We start from the raw sequence: 20,399 nt of genomic DNA, 5'->3' as shown, positions 1-20,399 counted from the left end.
CCCCCGCCCTACGCCGCATGTCCCGGGCCGTCGGCACGGGGCGGGCCCGGGTCCAGGTCCGGGCCCGGGAGACCGCCGCGGAGCCGCTCGGCGAGGGTGGCGAGGTGCCGCGGCCCCGTCAGGACGGACACCGCCGCCTCCTGCATGCGGTGCAGGGCTGCCGCGTCCCGGCGTAGCGCGCGCAGGCGCCCCCGCATCCGGAGGCGCTTCCGCCACGGCTGCCACAGGGCCCCGAGCAGCAACTGGGCGGTGGCCTGCCGGTACTCCTCGCAGGCCACCGTCAGCTCGTCGAGCGGCGCACCGAGGACACCGCCCAGGCGGGCGTCGACCTCCCGGACGACCTCGCACTGCAGGGCACGCTCCGCGCCGCCTCCGGCGAAGTCCAGGACCCGGCGGGGCACACCGGCCGAGCGGGCGGCCGCCACCAGCTCCGCGACCGCCTCCCGCTGCGCCCGCTCGGCGTCCCGGCCGTCCTCCAGGACCGCCACGGCCCCGAAGCGCGCCGCGACGGGCGCCCGCACCCCCGCCGGCCGCCGCGACGGGCCCTCCCGCCGGCCCGGCACGATGCCGTACACCTCGTCGCGCACCGCCTCGACGCGGAGCAGCTGCTGCATGACCGCCGCCCGCAGCTCCCGGCGTTCCTGGGTCCTGGAAAGGTGGTTGGTCACCGCGGCGCCGACCACTCCGCCGGCCGTCGTGTACGCCAGGTCCATCCAGCCGGGCATGGGCGCCGCCTCAGGGTGCCGGGAGCAAGCAGGTCAGTTCGCGACCCAACGCCGCGAGCCTAGGCGGATCCGGCACGCTCCGGAAGACGGCCTAGGCCTGGGCCGTCTCCGGGAGCAGGCGCTTCCTGCCCCACTCCCCCAGCGCCTCCAGGGCCCCGTTCAGCTCCTCGCCGAGCGGGGTCAGGGAGTACTCCACGCGCGGCGGGACCTCGTCGTACACCTCGCGGTGGACCACTCCGTCGTTCTCCAGCTCCCGCAGCTGCGCCGCGAGGACCTTCTCCGACACCCCCGGCACCAGCCGGCGCAGCTCGCCGAAGCGGCGGCGCGGACTGCGCTCCAGCTCCCACAAGAGGGAGACCTTCCACTTGCCGTCGATCACCGCCATCGCCGCGGCGATCCCGCAGTGGTCCGCCCCCGGCCTCCGTGTCACCGCCATCGCGCACACCCCTCCCACCTGCTCGCTCACCTCGGGGTAACCACCCACTCCGAAGTGCGTACTTGAGCGCTTCACCGCCCGCCACCAGGCTAAACGGCATGACCGACACACACGTGACGAACCGTCCGCTCACCCTGCTCGGCCTCGGCGACATGGGCACCGCCCTGGCCCGCACCTGGCTCGCCGCCGGCCACCCCCTGACCGTCTGGAACCGCACCGCCGCCAAGGCCGAAGCCCTGGCCGCCGAGGGCGCGGCCGTCGCCGCGACCCCCGCCGAGGCCGTCGCCGCGAACACGCTCGTCGTGCTCTGCCTGCTCGACGACGCCAGCGTCGGGGCCGCCCTCGACGGCATCGACCTGACCGGCAAGGACCTGGTCAACCTCACCACCGGCACCCCCGCCGAGGGCCGCGCCCGGGCCGCCTGGGCCGAGGCCCGCGGAGCCCGCTTCCTGGACGCCGGGATCATGGCCACGCCCGCGATGATCGGCGTCCCCGAGGCCGGCGGGTACGTCTTCCACAGCGGCTCCCGCGCCCTCTTCGACGCCCACCGGGCCACCCTGGAGGTCCCGGCCGGGGCCCGCTTCGTCGGCGAGGACCCCGGCCACGCGGCCCTGCACGACGTGGCGCTGCTCAGCGCGATGTACGGGCTGTTCGCGGGGGTCTCGCACGCCTACGCCCTGACCGAGGGCGAAGGGATCGCCCCCGGGTCCCTCGCACCGCTGCTGTCGGAGTGGCTGGGCGCGATGGGCTTCTTCATCGGCAGCGCCGCCGAGCGGCTGGTCTCGCGGGACTTCACCACGGGGGTGGTGTCCGGCCTGGCCATGCAGGTCGCGGGCAGCGGCACCCTGCTGCGCACCTCGGCCGAGCAGGGGGTCAGCGCCGAGCTGCTGCGCCCGTACCTGGACCTGATGCGCGAGCGGCTGGAGGCCGACCCGACGGCCCACGCGGGCGAGGACAACGCCGGGGCGATCACCCTGCTGCGGCGGCGTTAGCCGCGGTCAGCCCTGGCCGTAGGGGTTGGGGGTCTGGCCGTACGACTGGCCGTAGGGGTTCGGGCCCTGCGCGTACGGGTTGGGGGCCTGACCCTGGGGCGCCTGGCCGTAGGGGGCCTGGGGCGACTGGCCGTACGGGCCCTGGCCCTGGGGCTGCCCGTACTGCTGCCCGTACGGCCCCTGGCCCGCCGGTGCCTGTCCGTACTGCTGCCCGCCGGCACCGTCGCCGCCGGCCTCGTCCTCGCCCTCGTCCTCGGACCCCCCCTCGGAGGAATCCGCGCCGACCAGCTCACGCGCCATCAGGGTCGCCCCCGCCACCGCGCCGGGCATCAGGAACACCGCCACGAACGGGATCAGGAACGCCAGGACCAGCGGCACGCCGAAGCCCAGCGCCTGCGCCCGCCGCCCGCGCAGCAGGACCAACTGCTCGGCCAGGTCCACCCGGCGCCGCTGGAGGGCGACGGAGGTGAGCTCCTGGGTGAGGAAGAAGCCGGAGACGCAGAAGCCGATCGCCGGCACCACGGTCTGTCCGATCACCGGGATGAAGCCCAGGGCGAAGAGCAGGATCCCGTAGAGCACCACCCGCACCAGCAGCCGCACGCTGTCCCGGGCGGAGATCCACAGGTCCTCCCAGAAGGAGCGCCCCGACTCGGGGACCTCGCCGCCCTCGGTCCGGTCGACCTGTTCGGAGAGGGACTCGTAGAAGGGCTGCCCGACGAGCAGGGTCACGGCGGTGAAGGTGATCACCGAGATGAAGAGCCCGAGGGAGACGACCACGGCCGTCAGGAAGCCCCGGAACACCTTGAGCCAGCCCGAGGACCAGTCCGAGGCGAAGGGCGTGGCCCAGCGGACGAAGTCGTCGGCCCCGTAGAGGAGGCCGACGAGCGCGGCGGCGTACAGCGCCAGCGCCACGAGGCCCGGCAGCAGGCCGAAGCCCAGCCAGCGGCCGTTCCGGAACACCCATCTCTGTCCGGCCAGCAAGTACCGGAAGCCCCCCGCAAGATCACGCATGGGGCCAGTTTATGGGCCGGACGCGGCGAAGGCCGCACCCCCTGGGGGGTGCGGCCTTCACCAGGCGTGCGACGCGGTCGGACGACGTCAGGCGACGTTCAGCTCGACCGAGATGTTGCCGCGGGTGGCCTTGGAGTACGGGCAGATCTGGTGGGCCTTCTCGACCAGGTCCTTGGCGGTGGCGGCGTCCACGGTCGGGATCGAGGCCGTGAGCTTGACGATGATGCCGAAGCCCTCGTCGTTCTTGCCGATGCCGACCTCGGCGGTCACCGTGGAGCCGGCGACGTCCAGGTTCTCGTTGCGGGCGGCGACGGTCAGGGCGCCCTGGAAGCAGGCGCTGTAGCCGGCCGCGAAGAGCTGCTCCGGGTTGGTGCCGGCGCCGCTGCCGCCGAGCTCCTTCGGCGGGTTCACGACGACGTCGAGCTGGCCGTCGTTGGTGGCGACGCGGCCGTCACGGCCGTTCTCGGCGGTGGCGACGGCCGTGTACGCGACGTCGGTCTGCGTGATGGACATGAAGAACTTCCTCCAGATGAATCGCCGCGATGCGCGCCCACGATCGCGACGGTCGTGGAGTGAGCCTAACCCGAGAACGAAACGATCATCTTTCCGGTGTTCTCCCCGCGCAGCATTCCGAGGAAGGCGCCGGTGGCGTTCTCGATGCCCTCGACGACCGTCTCGTCGTAGCGGAGCTCGCCGGAGGCCAGCCATCCGGCCACGTCCTGGACGAACTGCTGCTGCATTCCGTAGTGGTCGCCGACGAGGATGCCCTGGAGGCGCAGGCGCTTGCCGATGACCATCATCAGGTTGCGCGGGCCGGGGGCGGGCTCGGTGTCGTTGTACCCGGCGATGGCGCCGCAGAGGGTGGCGCGGCCGTGGACGTTCATGGCGGAGATGGCCGCTTCCAGGTGGTCGCCGCCGACGTTGTCGAAGTAGACGTCGACACCGCCGGGGGCCGCCGCGGGAAGCTGCTCCGCGACGGGGGCGTTCTTGTAGTTGAAGGCGGCGTCGAAGCCGTACTTCTCCGTGAGGAGCGTCACCTTCTCGTCCGAGCCGGCGGAGCCGATCACCCGGGAGGCGCCCTTGATCTTCGCGAACTGGCCGACGAGGCCGCCGACCGCGCCGGCCGCGCCGGAGACGAAGACGGAGTCGCCCTCCTTGAAGGAGGCGACCTCGAAGAGGCCCGCGTAGGCGGTCAGGCCCGGCATGCCGAGGACGCCGAGGTAGGCGGAGAGCGGGGCGAGGGAGGCGTCGACCTTGGTGGCGTGCTGCGCGTCCACGTCGGCGTACTCGCGCCAGCCCAGCGGGTGCAGGACGTGGTCGCCGACCTGGAAGCCCTCGGCGGCGGAGGCGACGACCTCGCCGACCGCGCCGCCCTGCATCGGCTCGTCGAGCTGGAAGGGCGGGATGTAGGACTTGGTGTCGTTCATCCGGCCGCGCATGTACGGGTCCACGGACATGTGGAGGTTGCGGACCAGGATCCGGCCGGGGGCGGGCTCGGCGGAGACGGGTACTTCGCGCAGGGCGAAGTCCTCGGCCACGGGCCAGCCCTGCGGGCGGCGGACGAGGTGCCACTCGCGGCTGACGGCGGGGATCTGAGACATGGGGGACTCCTGAGGAACGAAGATTTACTTCAGAACGTGAAACAACCATGCTCCTGGATATTTCATGTTGTCAAGTAAACGGTTACGCTGAATGCATGCCCAGTCGTCGCGCAGACCCAGTGACCGTCGAGGTCGTCGAACTCATCGGCGATGTCGTGGCCCGCTACCACATGGAGTACGAGGAGGCGGCCGCCCGCCACCAGCTCACCGGGGCCCAGGCCAAGGTGCTGAACCTGCTCTCCCTGGAACCGCTGCCCATGCGGCGCATCGCGCAGAAGCTGCGCTGCGAGCCCTCGAACGTGACCGGCATCATCGACCGGCTGGAGACCCGCGGCCTGGTCGAACGCCGCCCGGACCCGGCCGACCGCCGGGTGAAGCTGGCCGCCCCCACCGCGGAGGGCGTGGAGACCGCGGAGCGGCTGCGCGAGTCCCTGGACTTCGCGCGCGAGCCGCTGGCCGGACTCTCGGAGGAGGAGCGCACGGCACTGCGCGACCTGCTCAGGCGCATGCTGGCCTGAGCCGGGCGACCGGGGGATGGGGCCGGAAACGGCACCGCCCGGCGGAGCCGAGACGCGGCCCGGGGCGCACCGCCGGGCGGTACCGCCCGGTCGGGGCCGGGCCCGGGCACGCGGGCCCACGGCTCGGGCCCGGCCGCGCCGGGTCCGGCCGCGCCGGGTCCGGCCGCGCCGGGTCCGGCCGCGCCTGGCCCGGCACGGCCACACCGGGCCGGGCCGGGCGGCGTCAGGCCCGGTCGGGCGCGGTCAGCAGAAGATCCAGAACACGCATTCCTCGGTCGGCTCGGGCTTCGGCTTGCCCGGCTTGGTCTTCGTCGGGGACGGCTTCGCCGTGCCCGTGGGGCCGGGCGCGGGCTGCCCCGGCCTGGACGGCTGTACGGCCGCCCCGCCGCCGGAACCTTTCTGCGAGGGCGTGGCCGCCGAGGCGGAGGCGCTCGGGCTCGCCGAAGGCGTCGCGGAGGCGCTCGGGCTCCCGCTGGGCCTGGCCGTCTTCGCCGCCCCGCCGGAGGCCTTCGGGAGGACCGCCGGCACCGAGGGTCCCGCCACGCTCGGCAGCGCGTCCGGCTGCTTGGGCCCGCCGTCGGTGAGCATCACCTTGTCGGCCCGGTCGATCCCCTCGTCGTCGCCGACGATCCGGGCCACGGCGATCGAGCCCCCGGCCGCCAGCACCACGCCGAGGCCGAGCGCGAGCACGCCCCGGCCCCGTCTGCGGCGGGTGGCGGCCCGCTTGCGGGTGTCCGCGCGGCCCTCATGGGGGCCCGACAGCACGACAAGTGAATCGGCGAACACCTCGGCCAGCGCGGGCTGCGGCTCGGGACCCGGGGCCGGCGCGCTGGGCGCGGCGACCACCAGGTGCTCGGCCGGGGTTCCGCACCCGGCGCAGGCGAGCGCGCCGTTGAGGTGCCTCTGACAGGCGGGGCAGAAGTAGTTCATGGCGCCCACAAACTATGCGGTCCCCGGCAACATAAGCATTCCGGGATCGTAAGGATCCTGTGTGGAATCGTTACGTCCATGACAGCGACCCCGAATCCGGGACGGCCGGGGGCCTTCGGGCCGGCCGCCTTCCAGCTGGTGCTGCTGCGCAGGATGGCGGACTTCCAGCCGGACCTCGCTGAGGAGGCCCGGCTGCGCCTGGGCGCCTCGCTCGCGGAGCAGCGGGAGGCCAACCGGCGCTGGCAGGCGATGGTCCGATCGCCCCGTTCCCGCGGGGCCCTCGCGCGCTACCGGTCGGTGCTCGGCCCGCCGGAGTCCGCGGAGCGGCGCCGCATCGGGGACCTGGAGTGCGAGGCCCTGCTGTGGCCGGTGCCGCTCTGGCCGGAGCTGCGGTTCGAGGTGCTGGCAGCGCCGGACGGGGCCGTGTGGAACGAGTGGCTGGTCCGGGCCCCGGGCGCGCGGGGGCCCGTACTGGAGGCGGCCGGGGACCTGGTGCCCTGGTCGGCGACGGTGGACGAGGTGGCCCGGGCCTTCGCGCCGGCGCGGCCGATGGAGGGCACGGCACCGACGCGCTGGCGGCTCGCGTTCACCGCGTCGGGCCGGCCGCTGGTGGCGGAGTTCACGTACGGGCTGCTCCAGCGGGTGGAGGAAGGGGCTCCCTAGCTCCGCAGGAAGGCGCGGACCCCGGCCGAGGTGGCGTCGTCGCCGAGCAGGTCGTTGTGCTTCAGGCAGCCGACCGACGTGTTGAGGGCGCCGGAGAGCGGGACGCTGCTGTCGGGGTTGACCACCTCGTCGCACTCCGACCAGAAGGTGGCGTACTTGACCGCACCCGGGGTCTCGTCGCCCGCGGCCAGGTTCTTCGCCACGTACGAGCCCGGTGTCATGTCCCTGCACGCCTGGTCCCACAGGGCGCAGGCCCAGGCCGTGGACGTGCCGTGGTTGGGTCCGGCCAGCGAGACCCAGTGGTCTACGGCCGCGGCGCCACCGCCGTACTTGACGTACCAGCGGCTGACGAGCGATCCGAAGGAGTGCCCCACGACGTCCACGCGCGCGGCGCCGGTCTGCTGCCGCACCTGGTCGACATAGGCGGCGAGGCGGCCGGAGAGCACCTCGTTGACGGACTGGTGGGTGTCGTAGCCGAAGGAGAACAGCTGGGAGTCGGCGTACCCGTCGGCCCTCAGGTCCTCGCGCAGGGAACCCCAGACCCCCGGGTCGGCGTTGTACCCGTGGACGAAGACCACCGGATTGCGGGCGGTCGGCGTGTCGGCCACCCGCCCGGCGGCCGCCTGGGCCGGAAAGGGCGCCAGGAGGGCGAGGCAGAGGGTCAGGAACGCCAGGATTCTCTGGCGGGGCGTCAGCATCGGGTCCCCTTTACCTTGTTACGGGCGAGTAGCGCGTGTGGTCCGCGCATGCTGATGCCTGTCGGTACAGAAATCCACCCCCGTGCAGCACCCCTCACCCGTACGGCACGCCCCGCCCGGAGCATTCCAACGGGCCATATGTCTGATTTATCCGAGAAGATATGGAATGCGATCGGCAGCCGCCGGTCTCATCCTTCGTCAGCGCTCTCGGGAGGATCTGCCGTGACCGTCAGTCTTGAGCAGTTGCGCCGCTGCCACGTCGCCGTCGACCTGGGAGCCGCGAGGACCCGCGTCTACGTCAAGGGAGCCGGACTGGTCGTCGACGAGCCCAGCGTCGCCGCGGTCAACACCCGCACCGGCGCCCTCATCGCCGTCGGCACCTTCGCCGAACGGATGACCGGACGCACGCCCGACTACATCCGCGTCGCACGCCCCGTCTCCGGCGGCACCGTCGTCGACATCGAAATGGCCCAGCGGATGCTGCGTCACCTCCTCGGCGAGAAGCTGCGCCGCGCCCTGCGCCGCAAGCCCCGGCTGCGCGCCGCGTGCTGCACCCCGCACGACGCCGACCCGCTCGCCCAGCGGGCGGCCGTGGAGACCATGGTCGGACTCGGCGCCCGGCGCGTCGAACTCGTCGACACCCTGATCGCCGCCGCCGTCGGCTGCGGCCTGCCCGTGGAACAGCCGACAGCGACCATGATCATGGTGTGCGGGGCCGCCGCCACCCAGATCGCGGTGCTCTCCCTCGGCTCGATCGTCACCGCCGAACGCATCCCCGTCGGCGGCGAGGCCATCGACCACGCCGTGGTCCAGCACCTGCGCCACGCCCACGAGCTGATGCTCCCGAGCCAGGCCGTACGCCCCCTCCAGCTGGCCCTGCACGGCAACGGCATCACCCCCGAGGGCCCCGCCTCCACCCTGATCCACGGCCGCGACGTGGCGACCGGACTCGCCCGCTCCGTCCACGTGGACACCGCCGCCGTCCGGGACGCCATCCACACCCCGCTCACGGCCGTCCTCGACGGCATCGGCAAGGTCCTGCGGGACTGCCCGCCCGACCTGGTCGCCGACCTGACGGACCGGGGGATCATGATGGTGGGTGGCAGCGCCCTGCTGCCCGGCCTCGACCAGATGCTGCGGGACTCCACCGGAATGCCCGTGGCCATCGCCGAACGGCCCGACGTGTGCGCCGTGCTGGGTCTCGGCGCCATGCTGGAAGGAAAGATCGCCCCCATGGTCCTCAACCCGCTGGCCGGATGACCCTGGACGGACCCGCCGGAGCCGGCCCCGCGGACGACTCCGGCGGGGCCGGTGCGCCGTCGAGCAGCCTCCCGGTACTGCTGGAGGCGGTGCTCAGCGTCGGCTCCGAACTGGAACTGCACACCACCCTCCAGCACGTCGTGGACTCCGCCACCGAGCTGTGCGGGGCCCGGTACGGGGCACTCGGGGTCGTCGACCCCGAGCGCGTCCGGCTGACCCAGCTGTTCACCTCCGGGATGACCGAGGCCGAGCGGGCCGCGATCCCCCGGCTGCCCGACGGCCGCGCCGGCGTGCTCGGCGCCCTGATCGCCGACCCCCGGCCGCTGCTGCTCGACGACCTCACGAAAGACCCCCGCTCGGCCGGCTTCCCGCCCGGCCACCCGCCCATGCGCAGCTTCCTCGGCGTGCCCATCCGGGTGCACACCGAGGTCTTCGGGAACCTCTACCTCACCGAGAAGCGCGGCGGCGGCCCCTTCACGGACGAGGACCTCGCGCTGATGCGCGTACTCGCCTCCCAGGCCGGGATAGCGATCGGCAACGCCCGGCTCTACGAGACCGCCCGCCGGCGCGAACGCTGGATCGAGGGCGCGGCCGCCGTCACCACCACCCTGCTGGCGGGACGGCCCGCCGCCGACGCCCTCATGTGCGTGGCCGAACGCGCCCGGCTGCTCGCCGACGCCGCCGCGGGCGTCATCCTCCAGCCCACGCCGGAGGGCGGCATGGAGATCGTCGCCGCCTCCACCCACGGCGACCCCGGCGACCTCGTCGGCACCGCCATCGCACCCGGCTCACCGGTGCTGGTCCAGTTGCTCGGCGGGGAACCCGTCTTCATAGAGGACTCCGCCACCGACCCCCGCATGACCACCCACGTGCGCGAACGCTTCGGACCGAGCATGATGCTGCCGCTGCAGAGCGGCGGACAGCTGATCGGCACCCTCGCCCTGCCCAGGGCCCGGGGCGGACAGCCGTACGACGCGGTGGACCGGCTGCTGGCCTCCCAGTTCGCCTCGCAGGCCGCGCTGGCCCTGGTCCTCGCGGACGCCCAGCACGACCGCGAACAGCTGGCCGTCTACGAGGACCGCGACCGCATCGCGCGCGACCTGCACGACCTGGTGGTCCAGCGGCTGTTCGCGACCGAGATGATGCTGGAGAGCACCCGCCGACGCTCGGCCAACGCGGCAGCGGCCGACGCGGAGGGCGGCCGGACCGGCGACGAGGTCGGCGAGGAACTCGGCCGGGCGGTGGACGAACTCGACTCCACCATCCAGGAGGTCCGCACCGCCATCTTCGCCCTCCAGCAACCCCCGAGCGACGCCCCCACCACCTTCCGCGGACGGGTGCTCCGCGAAACGGGCGGAGCCGCGGTGCTGTTGGGCTTCCAGCCGTCGGTGCACTTCGCGGGCGCCGTCGACGCCCTCCTCCCGGACCCCGTCACCACGGCCCTGCTCTCCACCCTCCGCAGCGCCCTGGCGGCGGCCCACCGCCGCACCGAGGTCACCTCGATCGAGGTCGAGATCGACGCCACCCCCTCCCGCGTCCGCCTCACGGTCTCCGACGACGGCCGCACGGAGACGGGCACGCGGGGGACGACGGTGGTGTGGGAGGCGGGGCTGTAGGGGGCTGGGACGGCGTACGCGGCCTGCGGTTCGGGCCCGCTATCTCCCCCGCGAGGGGGTGGGGCTGGGCGGTGGCTGCCCACCCGCCTCCCCGTCTGCGGGCCGGTGGCCCGGGGGCGGGATCCCCTCGGACGGTCTCGGAGCAGGTTGGGGGTTTCCCGTCAGTCCCATCGTCCTTCCGCGTCGGGCCGGCCTGTCAAGGGCGCTCTGAGGTTGCTTTGGTTTGACGGACATCCGGAGATCTGGGCTCGCGCCCAGGGAGGGATGTCCATGATGGAGAACATGCCGAAGAAGAAGCCGCGGCCCAGGCGGCAGTTCACGGCCGATTTCAAGGCCGAGATCGTGGAGCTGTGCCTGCGTGGGGACCGGTCGGTGCCCGAGATCGTCAAGGACTTCGACCTGACCGAGACCGCAGTGCGGCTGTGGCTGGCCCAGGCGGACGAGAGCCACCAGCCCAAAGACCTTCAGCACGACGAGCGGGCCGAGCTCGCGGAGCTGCGGCGGGAGAACCGCCGTCTGCGGGAGGACATCGAGATCCTCAAGCGGGCCACGGCTTTCTTCGCGAGGGGGACCCGGTGACGGTTGATCCGTTCATCGAGGCGGAGAAGCAGGCAGGTCACAGCGTCAAACGGGCGTGTGAGCTGATGAAGGTCTCCCGGTCCGCCTACTACACGCGCCGCAGCCACAGGCCTGGGAAACGGGTTCTGCGTGATGAGGAACTGACTTCGCTGATCAGCGAGGTCCACGCGCTTTCACGGGGCACCTACGGCGCCCCGCGCATTCACGCCGCCCTGCTGCGCGAGGGGCATGCCTGCGGCCGACGCCGCATCGCGCGCCTCATGCGGGAAGCCGGCATCGCCGGCCGGCACCGTCGGCGCGTCCACCGCACCACCACTCCCGACCCTGCCGCAGCCGCCCGCCCCGACCTGATCGGGCGGGACTTCCACGCCGACGCGGACGCGGTCGACACCCGCTGGTGCGGAGACATCACCTACATCAGCACCGGCGAGGGATGGCTCTACCTGGCCACCGTGATCGACATCGCCTCCCGGCGCGTGGTCGGCTGGGCCACCGCCGACCACCTGGGCACGTCCCTGGCGGCCGACGCCCTCAGCAGCGCCTGCCACCAGCGCAGGCCCGCAGGCCAGGTCGTCTTCCATTCCGACCGCGGCTGCCAGTACACCAGCCACGCGTTCGCCCGCCTCGCAGCCGGCCTGGGCATCCGGCTCTCCGTCGGACGCACCGGCGTCTGCTGGGACAACGCCCTCGCCGAGTCCTTCTTCGCCAGCCTGAAGAACGAGCTCGTCAGCCAGCACGTCTGGCACACCAAAGCAGCAGCCCGGACCGCGATCTTCGAGTACATCGAAGGCTGGTACAACACCCGCAGACTCCACTCGAGCCTCGGCTACCAAAGCCCAGCCGAGTACGAAACCACAGCAGCCTGACCAACACATCGAACCTGTCCGCCAAACAGGAACAACCTCACTCGTGCGGTTTATCAGCCACAGGCGGTCGTCGGACGCCGATACGAGAGGAGCGCGTAGCGATCTGGGGCGCCTGGGCGCTCCCCAGGCCGTTCTGATCGACCTTTCGTGCGGGTAGCCGCGCCCCTGGCCTGGATCAGCACTGCCGGCCGGCTCGGATGCCCAGCCGGCCGGCGCCCGGCCCCTCGCCTCATCGCTGACGAGGCCGCTGTCCTTCTCTTGCCCCGTGACCGTTCTTTTGGGGGTTTCCCGGCAGTTCTTCGGCTTTCCGTGGCGGGTCGGTCTGTCAAGGGTGGCCGAAGGCCATCGCGAAGCGACGCGACCGAAGGGAGCGCCCTTGACAGGCCGGCCCGACACGGAAGGACGATGGACTGCCGGGAAACCCCCAAGGCCGCACTGAGACCGCCCCAGGGGACCCCGCCCACCCCGGCCACCGGCCCGCAGACAAGGGGGCGGGTGGGCAAACACCGCCCGGCCCCCGCCCCCTCGCGGGGGAGATAGCGGGCCCCCACCGCGCAGCCAGTCGATGGCCCCGCGAGCCGGCTCCGCCTAGGGTGGCCCGGTGACGACCCGTCTCTCGGCCCGTGCCGCCATCGCCGCCCTCATCGATCCCGACTCGTTCACCGAACTCCCCGCCCCCGGCCCGGAGTCGTCCGACGACGGGCCCATCGGGTGGGCCGGGTACGACGCCTCGCGGGCGCGGGCCGCCGCGCGGACCGGTGAGTCGGAGTCGGTGGTCATCGGGACCGCCCTCGTCGGCGGGCGGCCGACGACCGTGATCTCGTTCGAGTTCGGCTTCCTCGGCGGGTCCCTCGGGCAGCGCACCGGAGACCGGCTCGAAGCCGCGTACGCGCACGCTCGGGAGCAGCGGCTGCCGTTGGTGTCGCTGATCGCGACCGGCGGCTCGCGGATGCAGGAGGGGATGCTCGCGCTGACCCAGCTCCAGCGGGTGGCGCGGCAGTGCGTGCTCACCCGGGCCGCGGGGCTGCCGCAGATCGCGGTGCTGCGCGACCCCACCACCGGTGGCGGGTGGGCGACGCTCGGGGCGGGTGCCGACGTGGTGCTGGCGCTGCCCGGGGCGCAGGTCGGCTTCGCCGGGTCCCGGGTGCGGCCGGCGGACGCGGATCCGGCGGCGTACACCGCCGAGGGGCAGTACGGGGCCGGGCACGTCGACGCCGTCGTGCCCGGGGCGGAGCTGCCGGGGACGGTGGCGGACTGGCTGCGGGTGCTGGCCGCGCCCCGGGCCGCCGGGCCCGTCGAGCCCCCGGCCGCGCTGGCCGGGGTGACGCCCCCGGAGACGGGCTGGGACGCCGTCCGGCAGGCGCGGCACCCGGACCGCCCGCGGGCGGAGGCGTACCTGGACGCGTACTTCGAGCTGCGGATGCCGCTGCGCGGGGACCGGGCCGGGGCGGCCGACCCGGGGATGCTGTGCGGGTTCGGGCTGCGGGAGGGGCGGGCGGTCGCGTACGCCGCCCAGTGCGGCACGGCGACCCGTCCGGCGGGCTACCGTACGGCGGCCCGGGTGGTCCGGCTCGCGGACCGGCTCGGGATCCCGGTGCTGACGCTGGTGGACACCCCGGGCGCGGCCAACGACGCGGCCGCCGAGCACGCCGGTGCCGGCCCGGCCATCGCCGACGCGTTCGCGGCGCTCGCGGAGGCTTCCGTACCGGTGACCACGCTGCTGATCGGGGAGGGGGGCTCCGGTGGGGCGCTGGCGCTGGCCGCGCCGGGGAACACCTGGGTCACCCCGGACAGCTACTTCTCGGTGATCGCCCCGGAGCTCGCGGCGGCCATCCTGAAGCGTCCCGTCGAGGAGGCTCCGGCCACGGCGGACCAGCTGCGCATCCGGCCGCAGGACCTGGTGGCGCTGGGCGTGGCCCGGGGAATCGTTCCTCCCCTGCGCTGATCCCCCGCGCGCCGATCGCAGATCTCACCCCCTGAACACCGTTTCACCCGGCCGGAGTCGGGGACGTACGCTCCGCCGCATGTCAAAGCCCGTGCAGCTCGTCGTCCTGATCACCACCCTCCCCGGCAGGGGCTCCGAGCAGGTCGAGGCGTACGAGCGCCTCGCGCCGGTCGTGCGGGCCGAGGAGGGCTGCCTGCGCTACGACCTGCACGGGGTGAGCGGCGAGCCCGACCGCTTCGTCCTCATCGAGCGGTGGGCGTCGCAGGCGGCCCTGGCCGCTCACGACGCCGCCCCGCACATGGTCGAGTCCGATGCCGCCTGTGCCGCGTTCCGGGCGGGCCCGGCGGAGGTGCTCCGGCTGGACGCCGATCCGCTGGCCTGACCGGCCCCCGCCCGGGTCAGCCGAAGCGGCGGGCCGGGAGCCGGAGGTCCACCGTGTACAGCCGGGTGATCTGCTGCGGGAACTCGTTGTCGTCGCTGGCCAGCAGCAGCCGCACGCGGCCGTGGCCGTCGTGGTCGGTGGCGACCATGCCCTCGATGTTGTCCACCAGCGGGTGGTTCTGCGGCAGCTTCGAGGGGGCGCCCAGGGTCGGGCAGTCGTCGAAGTCGCCGAGCGGCGTCTTGCGGGCGACCCTCAGGCCCGGGCCGTCGGTCAGCGCCTCCGTCTTCGAGGTGTCGCTCGCGCCGAGCGGGTCGGCGAGGTAGAGCCTGGCGGTGATCGCGAACTCCCGGGTGAAGCCGCGTTCCAGGACGATCAGCCGCCCGTCGCGGGTGGGTGCGAGCTCCACCAGGCCGTGGCCCGGGTCGACGGGGTAGGCGTACTGCCTGCCGAGGACGAACTCGCCGTTCGCGCGCCGCTCCCAGGTCTGGATCCGCTGGAGGGTGCGGCCCCGCGCGTCCTTGCCGTCGCCCGCGAGCGGCCCCTCCACGCCGGCGACGAGGGTGTGTCCGCCGGGGAGGAGGGTGAGGGACTCGAAGGTCTGGTTGACGGTGGCCCGGCCCTGGGGCGCGAGGGTGAACGCGGGCGGGATCGGCAGGGTGGCGAGCACCTGGCCGGTACGGCTGTAGCGGCGGATGGCAGGCGCGGTCTCGTCGGTGACGAGGTAGGTGCCGTCGCGGTCGACGACCACGCCCTCGGAGTCGGTGACCTTGCCGGCGCCGTCGGTGAGCGGGAGCCGGGCGGTGGCCCTGGCGGCGGGGGTGTTCCCGCGGGCCACTTCCAGGCGGTAGAGCGCCGACTTGTCGGAGACGGCGGTGACGCTGCCGTCCCGGTCGAGGGCGAGGCCGGAGATGCCGCCGACGGGCTTCCCGTCGAGCAGGGTCTTGTCGAGGGAGTCGGAGAAGCCGGCGACGGACATGTACGGGGAGCAGTGCGCGGGCTTGGCGGGGGCCTGGCCGGCGGCGCCGGCCGGCGGGGTCAGCGCCCCGGTGAGCGCGGCGGTGGCCACCGCGGTGGTGGCGAGGGTACGAAGGCGCATGCGGCCTTCCTCCTGTGCGGGTCGGGGTTCGGAGCGGGCTGGGCCGGGACCGGACGGGGACCCTGCCTAACCGTCATATGCCTGACCGAAACAAAAGGGAAGGGCGGGCGGCGGGGTGGCAACGAACTCGCCAACTCCCGTTCACACGGGGGGCGCTGCGCGGGCCCGCCCCCCGTCCGGGAGCTGCGTGTCCGTGCGGCCCACCACACCGCACCACGCCCGCCGGCCGAAGGCCCGCGGCCGCTACGCCTCGGGCGTGCGGGCGTCGTAGCGGGCGAAGGAGCGCCAGCGGGCGGCGAGCAGGGTCAGGACCAGGGCGCACGCGAGGCCGCCGCCCGTGATGGCCGCGGCCGGGGAGGTGAGGTCGGCGACGGTTCCGGCCAGGAAGTCACCGAGCCGGGGGCCGCCCGCGACGACCACGATGAACACGCCCTGGAGGCGCCCCCGCATGCCGTCCGGTGTGGCCGCCTGGAGCATCGTGCTGCGGAACACCATCGAGATGGTGTCGGCCCAGCCGGCCACCGCCAGGAAGAGCAGCCCCAGCCAGAGGTTCCGCGTCAGGCCGAAGACGGCGATGGCCAGCCCCCACGCCCCGACGGAGAGCAGGATCGCCAGCCCGTGCCGGCGGATCCGGCCCTGCCAGCCGGAGAACAGCCCGCCCAGCAGCGCGCCCACCGCGGGGGCGGCCACCAGCAGTCCGACGGTCTTGGCGTCGCCGCCGTACCAGAGCACGGCGATGGCCGGGAACAGCGCCTTCGGCTGTGCCAGCACCATGGCGGCCAGGTCGGAGAAGAAGGTCATCCGGATGTTGGGCCGGGTGCCGAGGAAGCGCAGGCCGTCGAGGACCGAGGCCCGCCCGCCCTTGCGGCCCTCCGGCAGCATCGAGGGCAGCCGCCACATGGCGTACAGGGCCGCCGCGAAGGTCACCACGTCGATCAGGTACGCCGCCTGGTAGCCCCACCAGCCGACGATGACGCCGCCGAGCACCGGGCCCAGCATGGCGCCGGAGGTCATGGTGACGGAGCCCAGCGCGTTGGCGGCGGGCAGCTGCTCGGGCGGCAGCAGCTTCGGGATCATGGCCGAGCGGGCGGGTCCGTTGAGGGCCCCGCAGACGGCCTGGAGGGCGACGACGGTGTAGAGCAGCCAGACCCGGTGGTAGTCGAGCAGGGCGGCGGCGGCCAGGCCGACGGAGAGGACGGCGAGCCCGGTCTGGCTGTGGAGGCCGAGCTTGCGCCGGTCGACGGTGTCGGCGATGGCGCCGCCGTACAGGCCGAAGGCGACGAGCGGGACGAGCGAGAACAGCCCGACGAGGCCGACGGAGAAGCTGGAGCCGGTGATCTCGTAGACCTGGAGCGAGATCGCGAGGGCGGTCATCGCCTGGCCCATCCAGGAGATGGTGCCGCCCACCCACAGCCGCCGGTAGTCGGCGGAGGTGCGCAGCGGGGTCAGGTCGGCGAATATGCGTCGCTTCGGTCGGGCTGGGGAGGCGGTTCCGGTCACACGGGATGGTAACCAGGCCCTGCTGGGGCAGCTCTGGAGAACGGGGACCGTTCACACTCCCGCAACGCCCTCACCACGCGGACCCGGGGCCCCAGACGGGGGCCGGTCTTGCCGCTAACCCGCCACTGTCACCAGACATTTGACCAAATCGGCGTACCCTCCACGCCCCCTGTCCGCTCATGATGAAAAGACTCGTATGTCCAGGGAGGCGTAGTGATCGAACCTGGCAACAGCACAACGAGCACCACCGTGAGCGGCGTCACCACCCCCCTCACGGTCGGGGTCGAAGAGGAGTTCCTGCTCGTCGACTCCACCACCTTGCGGGTGGTCCCGGCCGCACCGCTCGTCCTCGCCACCGCCGCCGGGCTCCCGCAGCAGCTGCACGCCGAGGGGACCCGGTACCAGGTGGAGATCTCCACCCCGGTCGCGGATTCGGCGGTGACCCTCCGCGAGGAGCTCGCCGTCCTGCGGCGCGCGCTGTCGGCGGCGGCCCGTGCGCACGGCTGCCGGCTGCTGGCCGCTCCCTCGCCGGTCGTGGCGGTGGAGGGGCCCCTGCACCTGACCGACGACGAGCCGCGCCAGCGGGAGCAGCACCGGCGGTTCGGCGCGCTGACGGACACGCTGGTGAGCTGCGGCCGCCACATCCACATCGGCACCCTCGACGTGGACACCGCGGTGGCCGTGTCCAACCGGGTCAGACCATGGCTGCCCACGCTGATCGCGCTGGCCGCCAATTCCCCCTTCTGGGGCGGCCGGGACACCGGGCACTCCAGCTGGCGGGCGATGGCCTGGTCGGGCTGGCCCTCGGCGGGGCCGCCCCCGCACTTCACGTCCACGGCCCATTTCCGGCACTCGGTGGAGACCCTGCTCGGCTCCGGTGCGGCCCTGGACACCAAGATGGTCTATTGGGACCTCCGTCCATCCGGGAACTGGCCCACGCTCGAGATCCGGGCGCCGGACATGTCCCCGGACATCGACACGGCCGTGCTCCAGGCGGAGCTGGGGCGCGCCCTGGTGGCGTCGGCGCTGCGCGCCATCGCCGAGGGGCGGCCGGATCCGCCCGTACGGGACGACGTACTGCGTCTCGCGCGGTGGCGGGCGGCGCACGACGGCCTGGAGGGCTTCGGCCTGGACCCGTACACGGGTGCCGAGGTTCCGGCGGCCGACCTGGCGGAGGCGCTGCTCGACCTGGTCGCCCCGGACCTGGCCGCCACGGGCGACCTGGACCACGCGGCGAAGACCCTGGGCGGGCTGCTGCGCGACGGGTCGGGGGCGGCCCGGCAGCGTACGGCGTTCGCACGCCGTGAGGACCTCACGGACGTGCTGCGCCATCTGGTCGAGGAGACGGAGAACTTCTAGCCGGTCGGACCGGACCTGCCGGTCAAACCGGTCCTGCCGGTCCAACCGGTCCAACCGGTCCAACCGGCCCAGCCGGTCCGTCCCGGCGGCCGCGGCCGCGGGTGCCCGCTCGGGGCGTCCGCGGCCGTGGCGCGCCCCGGGCTCAGAGCCAGCCGCGCTGGGCGGCGCGCAGTCCGGCCTCGAAGCGGCTGGTGGCGTCGAGGCGTTCCATCAGCGCGGACATCTGGCGGCGGACGGTGCGCAGGGAGACCCCGAGCCGCTTGCCGGCGGCCTCGTCGGTCAGGCCGGAGGCCAGCAGCTTGAGCAGTTCGCGTTCGCCGGCGGTGATGCCGTCCTCGGCGGCCTGTTCGCGGGCGGCGCCGAGCGGGACGGCCTGCTCCCAGGTCTGCTCGAAGAGGCTGACGAGGGAGGCGACGATGCCGGGGGCGGTGGTGCAGAGGGCGCCGAGCCTGGAGTTCGCGGGGTCGATGGGGACCACGGCGGTCTTCCGGTCGAAGATCACCAGGCGGGGCGGCAGCACGGGGCTGGTGCGGACCTGGGCCCCGAGGTCGGTCTCCCACTGGACGTAGGCCAGGGTGGCCGGGTCGTTGCGGACGCTGTCCTGGTGGACCGACCGGAGCTGGATGCCGCGCCGCAGCGCGTCCTCGTCGAGCGGCCGCGAGCCGTCCAGGCTGGCCTGGGACTGGGCGCCGCCCGGCATGATCGAGAGGCATTCGACGGTGAGGTCCCGGGCGAGGACCTCCAGCCGGGACTGGATGGCATCGAGGCCCACGAGCCGTTCGGCGCCGTCGGACTCGGTGTTGGGCCGCAGGCCCGCGAACTCCGCGACGGCTCTGGCCGCCGCCGCCTTGCTGGCCGCCAGTTCCTGCTGGCGACGGATCAGTTCCTCTTCCTGGCGGCGCAGTATCTGCTCCAGCCCGGCCTCGGGGCTGACGGCCCGCAGCCCGCCCGCGTGGTCGCGCGAGGGAGTGAGCAGGTCGAGGTCGACGAGCCGGTCGAGGCCGTCGCGCACCTCCGCCTCGGTCATCCCCAGCCGTGCGCCCAGTTCGGCCACTCCGCCGGTCGGATCGGCGAGCATCTCCCGGTAGACGGCCTCTACGAGGCTGTCCAGTCCCAACGCTTCCAGCATGCTTTGCCCCCCGGCGTGTTGGTCCGACGGATGACTTCCCGCCGGTTGTCTTGATCCCAAAGGTGCGCAGGTGGGGCCATAGGCAGTCTCTTTCGATCTTGCCGGAGCGGCACCTTGGTGCCTGTCACCTTGGTGCCATCGGATTCCTCTTCTGCGTCTATACGCGGGCTTGCAGGATGGTGTTCACCGGGACGGCGGGGCACGGAGCCCCACCCCAGGCCAGGGCCGAAAGGCCGGACCGGTGCAGGGCGCCCCAGCCGCACCACACCGACACCGCTTCGCGTTCCGGGGGGATCCATGTCTCGCACCGCTCGTCTGCTCGCCGCCGCCGGCCTCACCGCCCTGCTGTCCTGCACCGCCGCCGTCGCGGTCGCCACGACCCCGGGCACGATCGGCTGGGACTCGGTGCGGGCGGCCGGCCCGCAGACGATCGGCTGGGACTCCGCCGCCGCCGACAAGCGCACCATCGGCTGGGACTGATCCTCCGTTCGGCGCCGGACGGAGGGCGGCGCCGAACGGGCGAAGGACGGCGGCCGGAGCCGACCACTCCCACCCTGCCGTGACGTACGACACACCCCCGCCCGCGCTCCCCTTCCCCCGGGAACGCCGAAGCCGCAGGTGCAATCGTTTCTGCACCTGCGGCTTGCGGTGGGGCGGGTGGGACTCGAACCCACGGCCGACGGATTATGAGTCCGCTGCTCTAACCGGCTGAGCTACCGCCCCTTTACGGCGTGGCGCGTACATGTGTGCGCGCCGTCTGCCGCAGCATAGCCGCTCATACGATCTCCTGCCTCGGATGCCCCGCATGATCGGCTGCGCTTGTTCAGAGAGACCGCGCCGAGGGCTGCCCGGTTCCCGGATCAGGGCAAAAAGAAAAGGACCCTCCCGGGTCCTCTCCTCTTCCTGCTCCCCCGACTGGACTCGAACCAGTAACCTGCCGGTTAACAGCCGGCTGCTCTGCCAATTGAGCTACAGGGGACCGCGCTCCCCCGACTGGACTCGAACCAGTAACCTGCCGGTTAACAGCCGGCTGCTCTGCCAATTGAGCTACAGGGGATTGCTGCGGTGCACCGAACAGCCCACCTCCGGCCTT

At 73.3% G+C, this 20,399-nt stretch carries 21 protein-coding genes and 3 tRNA genes; 11 read left to right on the top strand and 13 right to left on the bottom strand.

Annotation, left to right across the window (positions count from 1 at the left end; genetic code table 11):
• Window positions 1-8: 8 nt before the first annotated feature.
• Window positions 9-725, bottom strand: coding sequence for a hypothetical protein (locus OG553_RS23130; protein WP_405980814.1), 717 nt, complete (start codon window positions 723-725; stop codon window positions 9-11).
• Between the two features lie 91 nt (window positions 726-816).
• Window positions 817-1,161: a winged helix-turn-helix transcriptional regulator gene (locus OG553_RS23125; protein WP_405983111.1), complete on the bottom strand. Its 345-nt coding sequence runs from the start codon at window positions 1,159-1,161 to the stop codon at window positions 817-819.
• Window positions 1,162-1,259: 98 nt separating this feature from the next.
• Here OG553_RS23125 and OG553_RS23120 point away from each other — a divergent pair, with 98 nt between their 5' ends.
• On the top strand, window positions 1,260-2,153 hold the full coding sequence (locus OG553_RS23120; RefSeq protein WP_405980813.1) for an NAD(P)-binding domain-containing protein: 894 nt from the start codon (window positions 1,260-1,262) through the stop codon (window positions 2,151-2,153).
• Window positions 2,154-2,159: 6 nt separating this feature from the next.
• Here the strand turns inward: OG553_RS23120 and OG553_RS23115 are convergent, their stop codons facing one another.
• From OG553_RS23115 to OG553_RS23105, 3 genes are all read right to left on the bottom strand, one after another.
• Window positions 2,160-3,164, bottom strand: coding sequence for an EI24 domain-containing protein (locus tag OG553_RS23115; RefSeq protein ID WP_405980812.1), 1,005 nt, complete (start codon window positions 3,162-3,164; stop codon window positions 2,160-2,162).
• Window positions 3,165-3,251: 87 nt separating this feature from the next.
• Window positions 3,252-3,677, bottom strand: a complete 426-nt coding sequence (locus OG553_RS23110) for an organic hydroperoxide resistance protein (RefSeq protein ID WP_405980811.1) — start codon at window positions 3,675-3,677, stop codon at window positions 3,252-3,254.
• Window positions 3,678-3,742: 65 nt separating this feature from the next.
• Window positions 3,743-4,765: an NADP-dependent oxidoreductase gene (locus OG553_RS23105; RefSeq protein ID WP_405980810.1), complete on the bottom strand. Its 1,023-nt coding sequence runs from the start codon at window positions 4,763-4,765 to the stop codon at window positions 3,743-3,745.
• Window positions 4,766-4,860: 95 nt separating this feature from the next.
• Here OG553_RS23105 and OG553_RS23100 point away from each other — a divergent pair, with 95 nt between their 5' ends.
• Window positions 4,861-5,283, top strand: coding sequence for a MarR family winged helix-turn-helix transcriptional regulator (locus OG553_RS23100; RefSeq protein WP_405980809.1), 423 nt, complete (start codon window positions 4,861-4,863; stop codon window positions 5,281-5,283).
• A 243-nt stretch (window positions 5,284-5,526) separates the two neighbouring features.
• Here OG553_RS23100 and OG553_RS23095 read toward each other — a convergent pair whose 3' ends face one another.
• Window positions 5,527-6,213 carry a hypothetical protein gene (locus OG553_RS23095; protein ID WP_405980808.1) on the bottom strand — a complete coding sequence of 229 codons (687 nt, stop codon included), beginning with the start codon at window positions 6,211-6,213 and terminating at the stop codon, window positions 5,527-5,529.
• A gap of 78 nt (window positions 6,214-6,291) precedes the next feature.
• On the opposite strand from OG553_RS23095, the gene OG553_RS23090 reads away from it, so the two are divergent.
• On the top strand, window positions 6,292-6,876 hold the full coding sequence (locus OG553_RS23090; protein ID WP_405980807.1) for a hypothetical protein: 585 nt from the start codon (window positions 6,292-6,294) through the stop codon (window positions 6,874-6,876).
• Here OG553_RS23090 and OG553_RS23085 read toward each other — a convergent pair.
• Window positions 6,873-7,574 carry an esterase/lipase family protein gene (locus OG553_RS23085; protein ID WP_405980806.1) on the bottom strand — a complete coding sequence of 234 codons (702 nt, stop codon included), beginning with the start codon at window positions 7,572-7,574 and terminating at the stop codon, window positions 6,873-6,875. The genes OG553_RS23090 and OG553_RS23085 overlap by 4 nt on opposite strands.
• A 222-nt stretch (window positions 7,575-7,796) precedes the next feature.
• Here OG553_RS23085 and OG553_RS23080 point away from each other — a divergent pair, with 222 nt between their 5' ends.
• The 6 genes from OG553_RS23080 to OG553_RS23055 all read left to right on the top strand — a co-directional run bounded on the left by OG553_RS23080 (window position 7,797) and on the right by OG553_RS23055 (window position 14,222).
• Window positions 7,797-8,834 (top strand): rod shape-determining protein, encoded by a 1,038-nt coding sequence (locus OG553_RS23080; protein WP_405980805.1) that lies wholly within the window; start codon window positions 7,797-7,799, stop codon window positions 8,832-8,834.
• Entirely contained in the window at window positions 8,831-10,450 is a 1,620-nt protein-coding gene (locus OG553_RS23075; RefSeq protein ID WP_405980804.1) for a GAF domain-containing protein, read from the top strand. The genes OG553_RS23080 and OG553_RS23075 overlap by 4 nt, the downstream gene beginning before the upstream one ends.
• A 270-nt stretch (window positions 10,451-10,720) precedes the next feature.
• The gene (locus tag OG553_RS23070; RefSeq protein ID WP_405980803.1) at window positions 10,721-11,029 is read left to right on the top strand and encodes a transposase; all 309 of its coding nucleotides are present in this window, start codon (window positions 10,721-10,723) and stop codon (window positions 11,027-11,029) included.
• On the top strand, window positions 11,026-11,895 hold the full coding sequence (locus OG553_RS23065; RefSeq protein WP_405980802.1) for an IS3 family transposase: 870 nt from the start codon (window positions 11,026-11,028) through the stop codon (window positions 11,893-11,895). Before OG553_RS23070 ends, OG553_RS23065 begins: the two co-directional genes overlap by 4 nt.
• A 601-nt stretch (window positions 11,896-12,496) precedes the next feature.
• Window positions 12,497-13,840 (top strand): carboxyl transferase domain-containing protein, encoded by a 1,344-nt coding sequence (locus tag OG553_RS23060; protein ID WP_405980801.1) that lies wholly within the window; start codon window positions 12,497-12,499, stop codon window positions 13,838-13,840.
• Between the two features lie 79 nt (window positions 13,841-13,919).
• A complete protein-coding gene (locus OG553_RS23055) occupies window positions 13,920-14,222 on the top strand; it encodes a putative quinol monooxygenase (protein ID WP_405980800.1) in 303 nt (100 codons plus the stop codon).
• 16 nt (window positions 14,223-14,238) lie between these two features.
• Here OG553_RS23055 and OG553_RS23050 read toward each other — a convergent pair whose 3' ends face one another.
• Window positions 14,239-15,318: an esterase-like activity of phytase family protein gene (locus tag OG553_RS23050; RefSeq protein ID WP_405980799.1), complete on the bottom strand. Its 1,080-nt coding sequence runs from the start codon at window positions 15,316-15,318 to the stop codon at window positions 14,239-14,241.
• Window positions 15,319-15,561: 243 nt separating this feature from the next.
• On the bottom strand, window positions 15,562-16,818 hold the full coding sequence (locus OG553_RS23045; RefSeq protein WP_405980798.1) for an MFS transporter: 1,257 nt from the start codon (window positions 16,816-16,818) through the stop codon (window positions 15,562-15,564).
• Between the two features lie 249 nt (window positions 16,819-17,067).
• On the opposite strand from OG553_RS23045, the gene OG553_RS23040 reads away from it, so the two are divergent.
• Entirely contained in the window at window positions 17,068-18,177 is a 1,110-nt protein-coding gene (locus OG553_RS23040) for a glutamate--cysteine ligase (protein ID WP_405980797.1), read from the top strand.
• Window positions 18,178-18,319: 142 nt separating this feature from the next.
• On the opposite strand, the gene OG553_RS23035 is transcribed toward OG553_RS23040, so the two are convergent.
• Entirely contained in the window at window positions 18,320-19,306 is a 987-nt protein-coding gene (locus tag OG553_RS23035; RefSeq protein WP_405980796.1) for a LuxR C-terminal-related transcriptional regulator, read from the bottom strand.
• Window positions 19,307-19,603: 297 nt separating this feature from the next.
• On the opposite strand from OG553_RS23035, the gene OG553_RS23030 reads away from it, so the two are divergent.
• Window positions 19,604-19,786 (top strand): hypothetical protein, encoded by a 183-nt coding sequence (locus OG553_RS23030; protein WP_405980795.1) that lies wholly within the window; start codon window positions 19,604-19,606, stop codon window positions 19,784-19,786.
• Between the two features lie 169 nt (window positions 19,787-19,955).
• Here the strand turns inward: OG553_RS23030 and OG553_RS23025 are convergent.
• From OG553_RS23025 to OG553_RS23015, 3 genes are all read right to left on the bottom strand, one after another.
• A tRNA-Ile gene (locus tag OG553_RS23025) sits at window positions 19,956-20,029 on the bottom strand.
• 183 nt (window positions 20,030-20,212) lie between these two features.
• A tRNA-Asn gene (locus tag OG553_RS23020) sits at window positions 20,213-20,285 on the bottom strand.
• Between the two features lie 5 nt (window positions 20,286-20,290).
• Window positions 20,291-20,363: transfer RNA gene (locus OG553_RS23015), tRNA-Asn, on the bottom strand.
• Window positions 20,364-20,399: the final 36 nt, after the last annotated feature.

The sequence above is a fragment of the Streptomyces sp. NBC_00158 genome (genome assembly GCF_045160885.1).
In the GTDB taxonomy this organism is placed as follows: Bacteria; Actinomycetota; Actinomycetes; order Streptomycetales; family Streptomycetaceae; genus Streptomyces.
This window is presented reverse-complemented; position numbering and strand designations above follow the sequence as displayed.

What these genes read in the sequence shown, in the direction of transcription:
- OG553_RS23130 (WP_405980814.1), bottom strand. Translation starts at nt 725, where the DNA reads ATGCCCGGCTGGATGGACCTGGCGTACACGACGGCCGGCGGAGTGGTC.
- OG553_RS23125 (WP_405983111.1), bottom strand. Translation starts at nt 1,161, where the DNA reads ATGGCGGTGACACGGAGGCCGGGGGCGGACCACTGCGGGATCGCCGCG.
- OG553_RS23120 (WP_405980813.1), top strand. Translation starts at nt 1,260, where the DNA reads ATGACCGACACACACGTGACGAACCGTCCGCTCACCCTGCTCGGCCTC.
- OG553_RS23115 (WP_405980812.1), bottom strand. Translation starts at nt 3,164, where the DNA reads ATGCGTGATCTTGCGGGGGGCTTCCGGTACTTGCTGGCCGGACAGAGA.
- OG553_RS23110 (WP_405980811.1), bottom strand. Translation starts at nt 3,677, where the DNA reads ATGTCCATCACGCAGACCGACGTCGCGTACACGGCCGTCGCCACCGCC.
- OG553_RS23105 (WP_405980810.1), bottom strand. Translation starts at nt 4,765, where the DNA reads ATGTCTCAGATCCCCGCCGTCAGCCGCGAGTGGCACCTCGTCCGCCGC.
- OG553_RS23100 (WP_405980809.1), top strand. Translation starts at nt 4,861, where the DNA reads ATGCCCAGTCGTCGCGCAGACCCAGTGACCGTCGAGGTCGTCGAACTC.
- OG553_RS23095 (WP_405980808.1), bottom strand. Translation starts at nt 6,213, where the DNA reads ATGAACTACTTCTGCCCCGCCTGTCAGAGGCACCTCAACGGCGCGCTC.
- OG553_RS23090 (WP_405980807.1), top strand. Translation starts at nt 6,292, where the DNA reads ATGACAGCGACCCCGAATCCGGGACGGCCGGGGGCCTTCGGGCCGGCC.
- OG553_RS23085 (WP_405980806.1), bottom strand. Translation starts at nt 7,574, where the DNA reads ATGCTGACGCCCCGCCAGAGAATCCTGGCGTTCCTGACCCTCTGCCTC.
- OG553_RS23075 (WP_405980804.1), top strand. Translation starts at nt 8,831, where the DNA reads ATGACCCTGGACGGACCCGCCGGAGCCGGCCCCGCGGACGACTCCGGC.
- OG553_RS23070 (WP_405980803.1), top strand. Translation starts at nt 10,721, where the DNA reads ATGATGGAGAACATGCCGAAGAAGAAGCCGCGGCCCAGGCGGCAGTTC.
- OG553_RS23055 (WP_405980800.1), top strand. Translation starts at nt 13,920, where the DNA reads ATGTCAAAGCCCGTGCAGCTCGTCGTCCTGATCACCACCCTCCCCGGC.
- OG553_RS23050 (WP_405980799.1), bottom strand. Translation starts at nt 15,318, where the DNA reads ATGCGCCTTCGTACCCTCGCCACCACCGCGGTGGCCACCGCCGCGCTC.
- OG553_RS23035 (WP_405980796.1), bottom strand. Translation starts at nt 19,306, where the DNA reads ATGCTGGAAGCGTTGGGACTGGACAGCCTCGTAGAGGCCGTCTACCGG.
- OG553_RS23030 (WP_405980795.1), top strand. Translation starts at nt 19,604, where the DNA reads ATGTCTCGCACCGCTCGTCTGCTCGCCGCCGCCGGCCTCACCGCCCTG.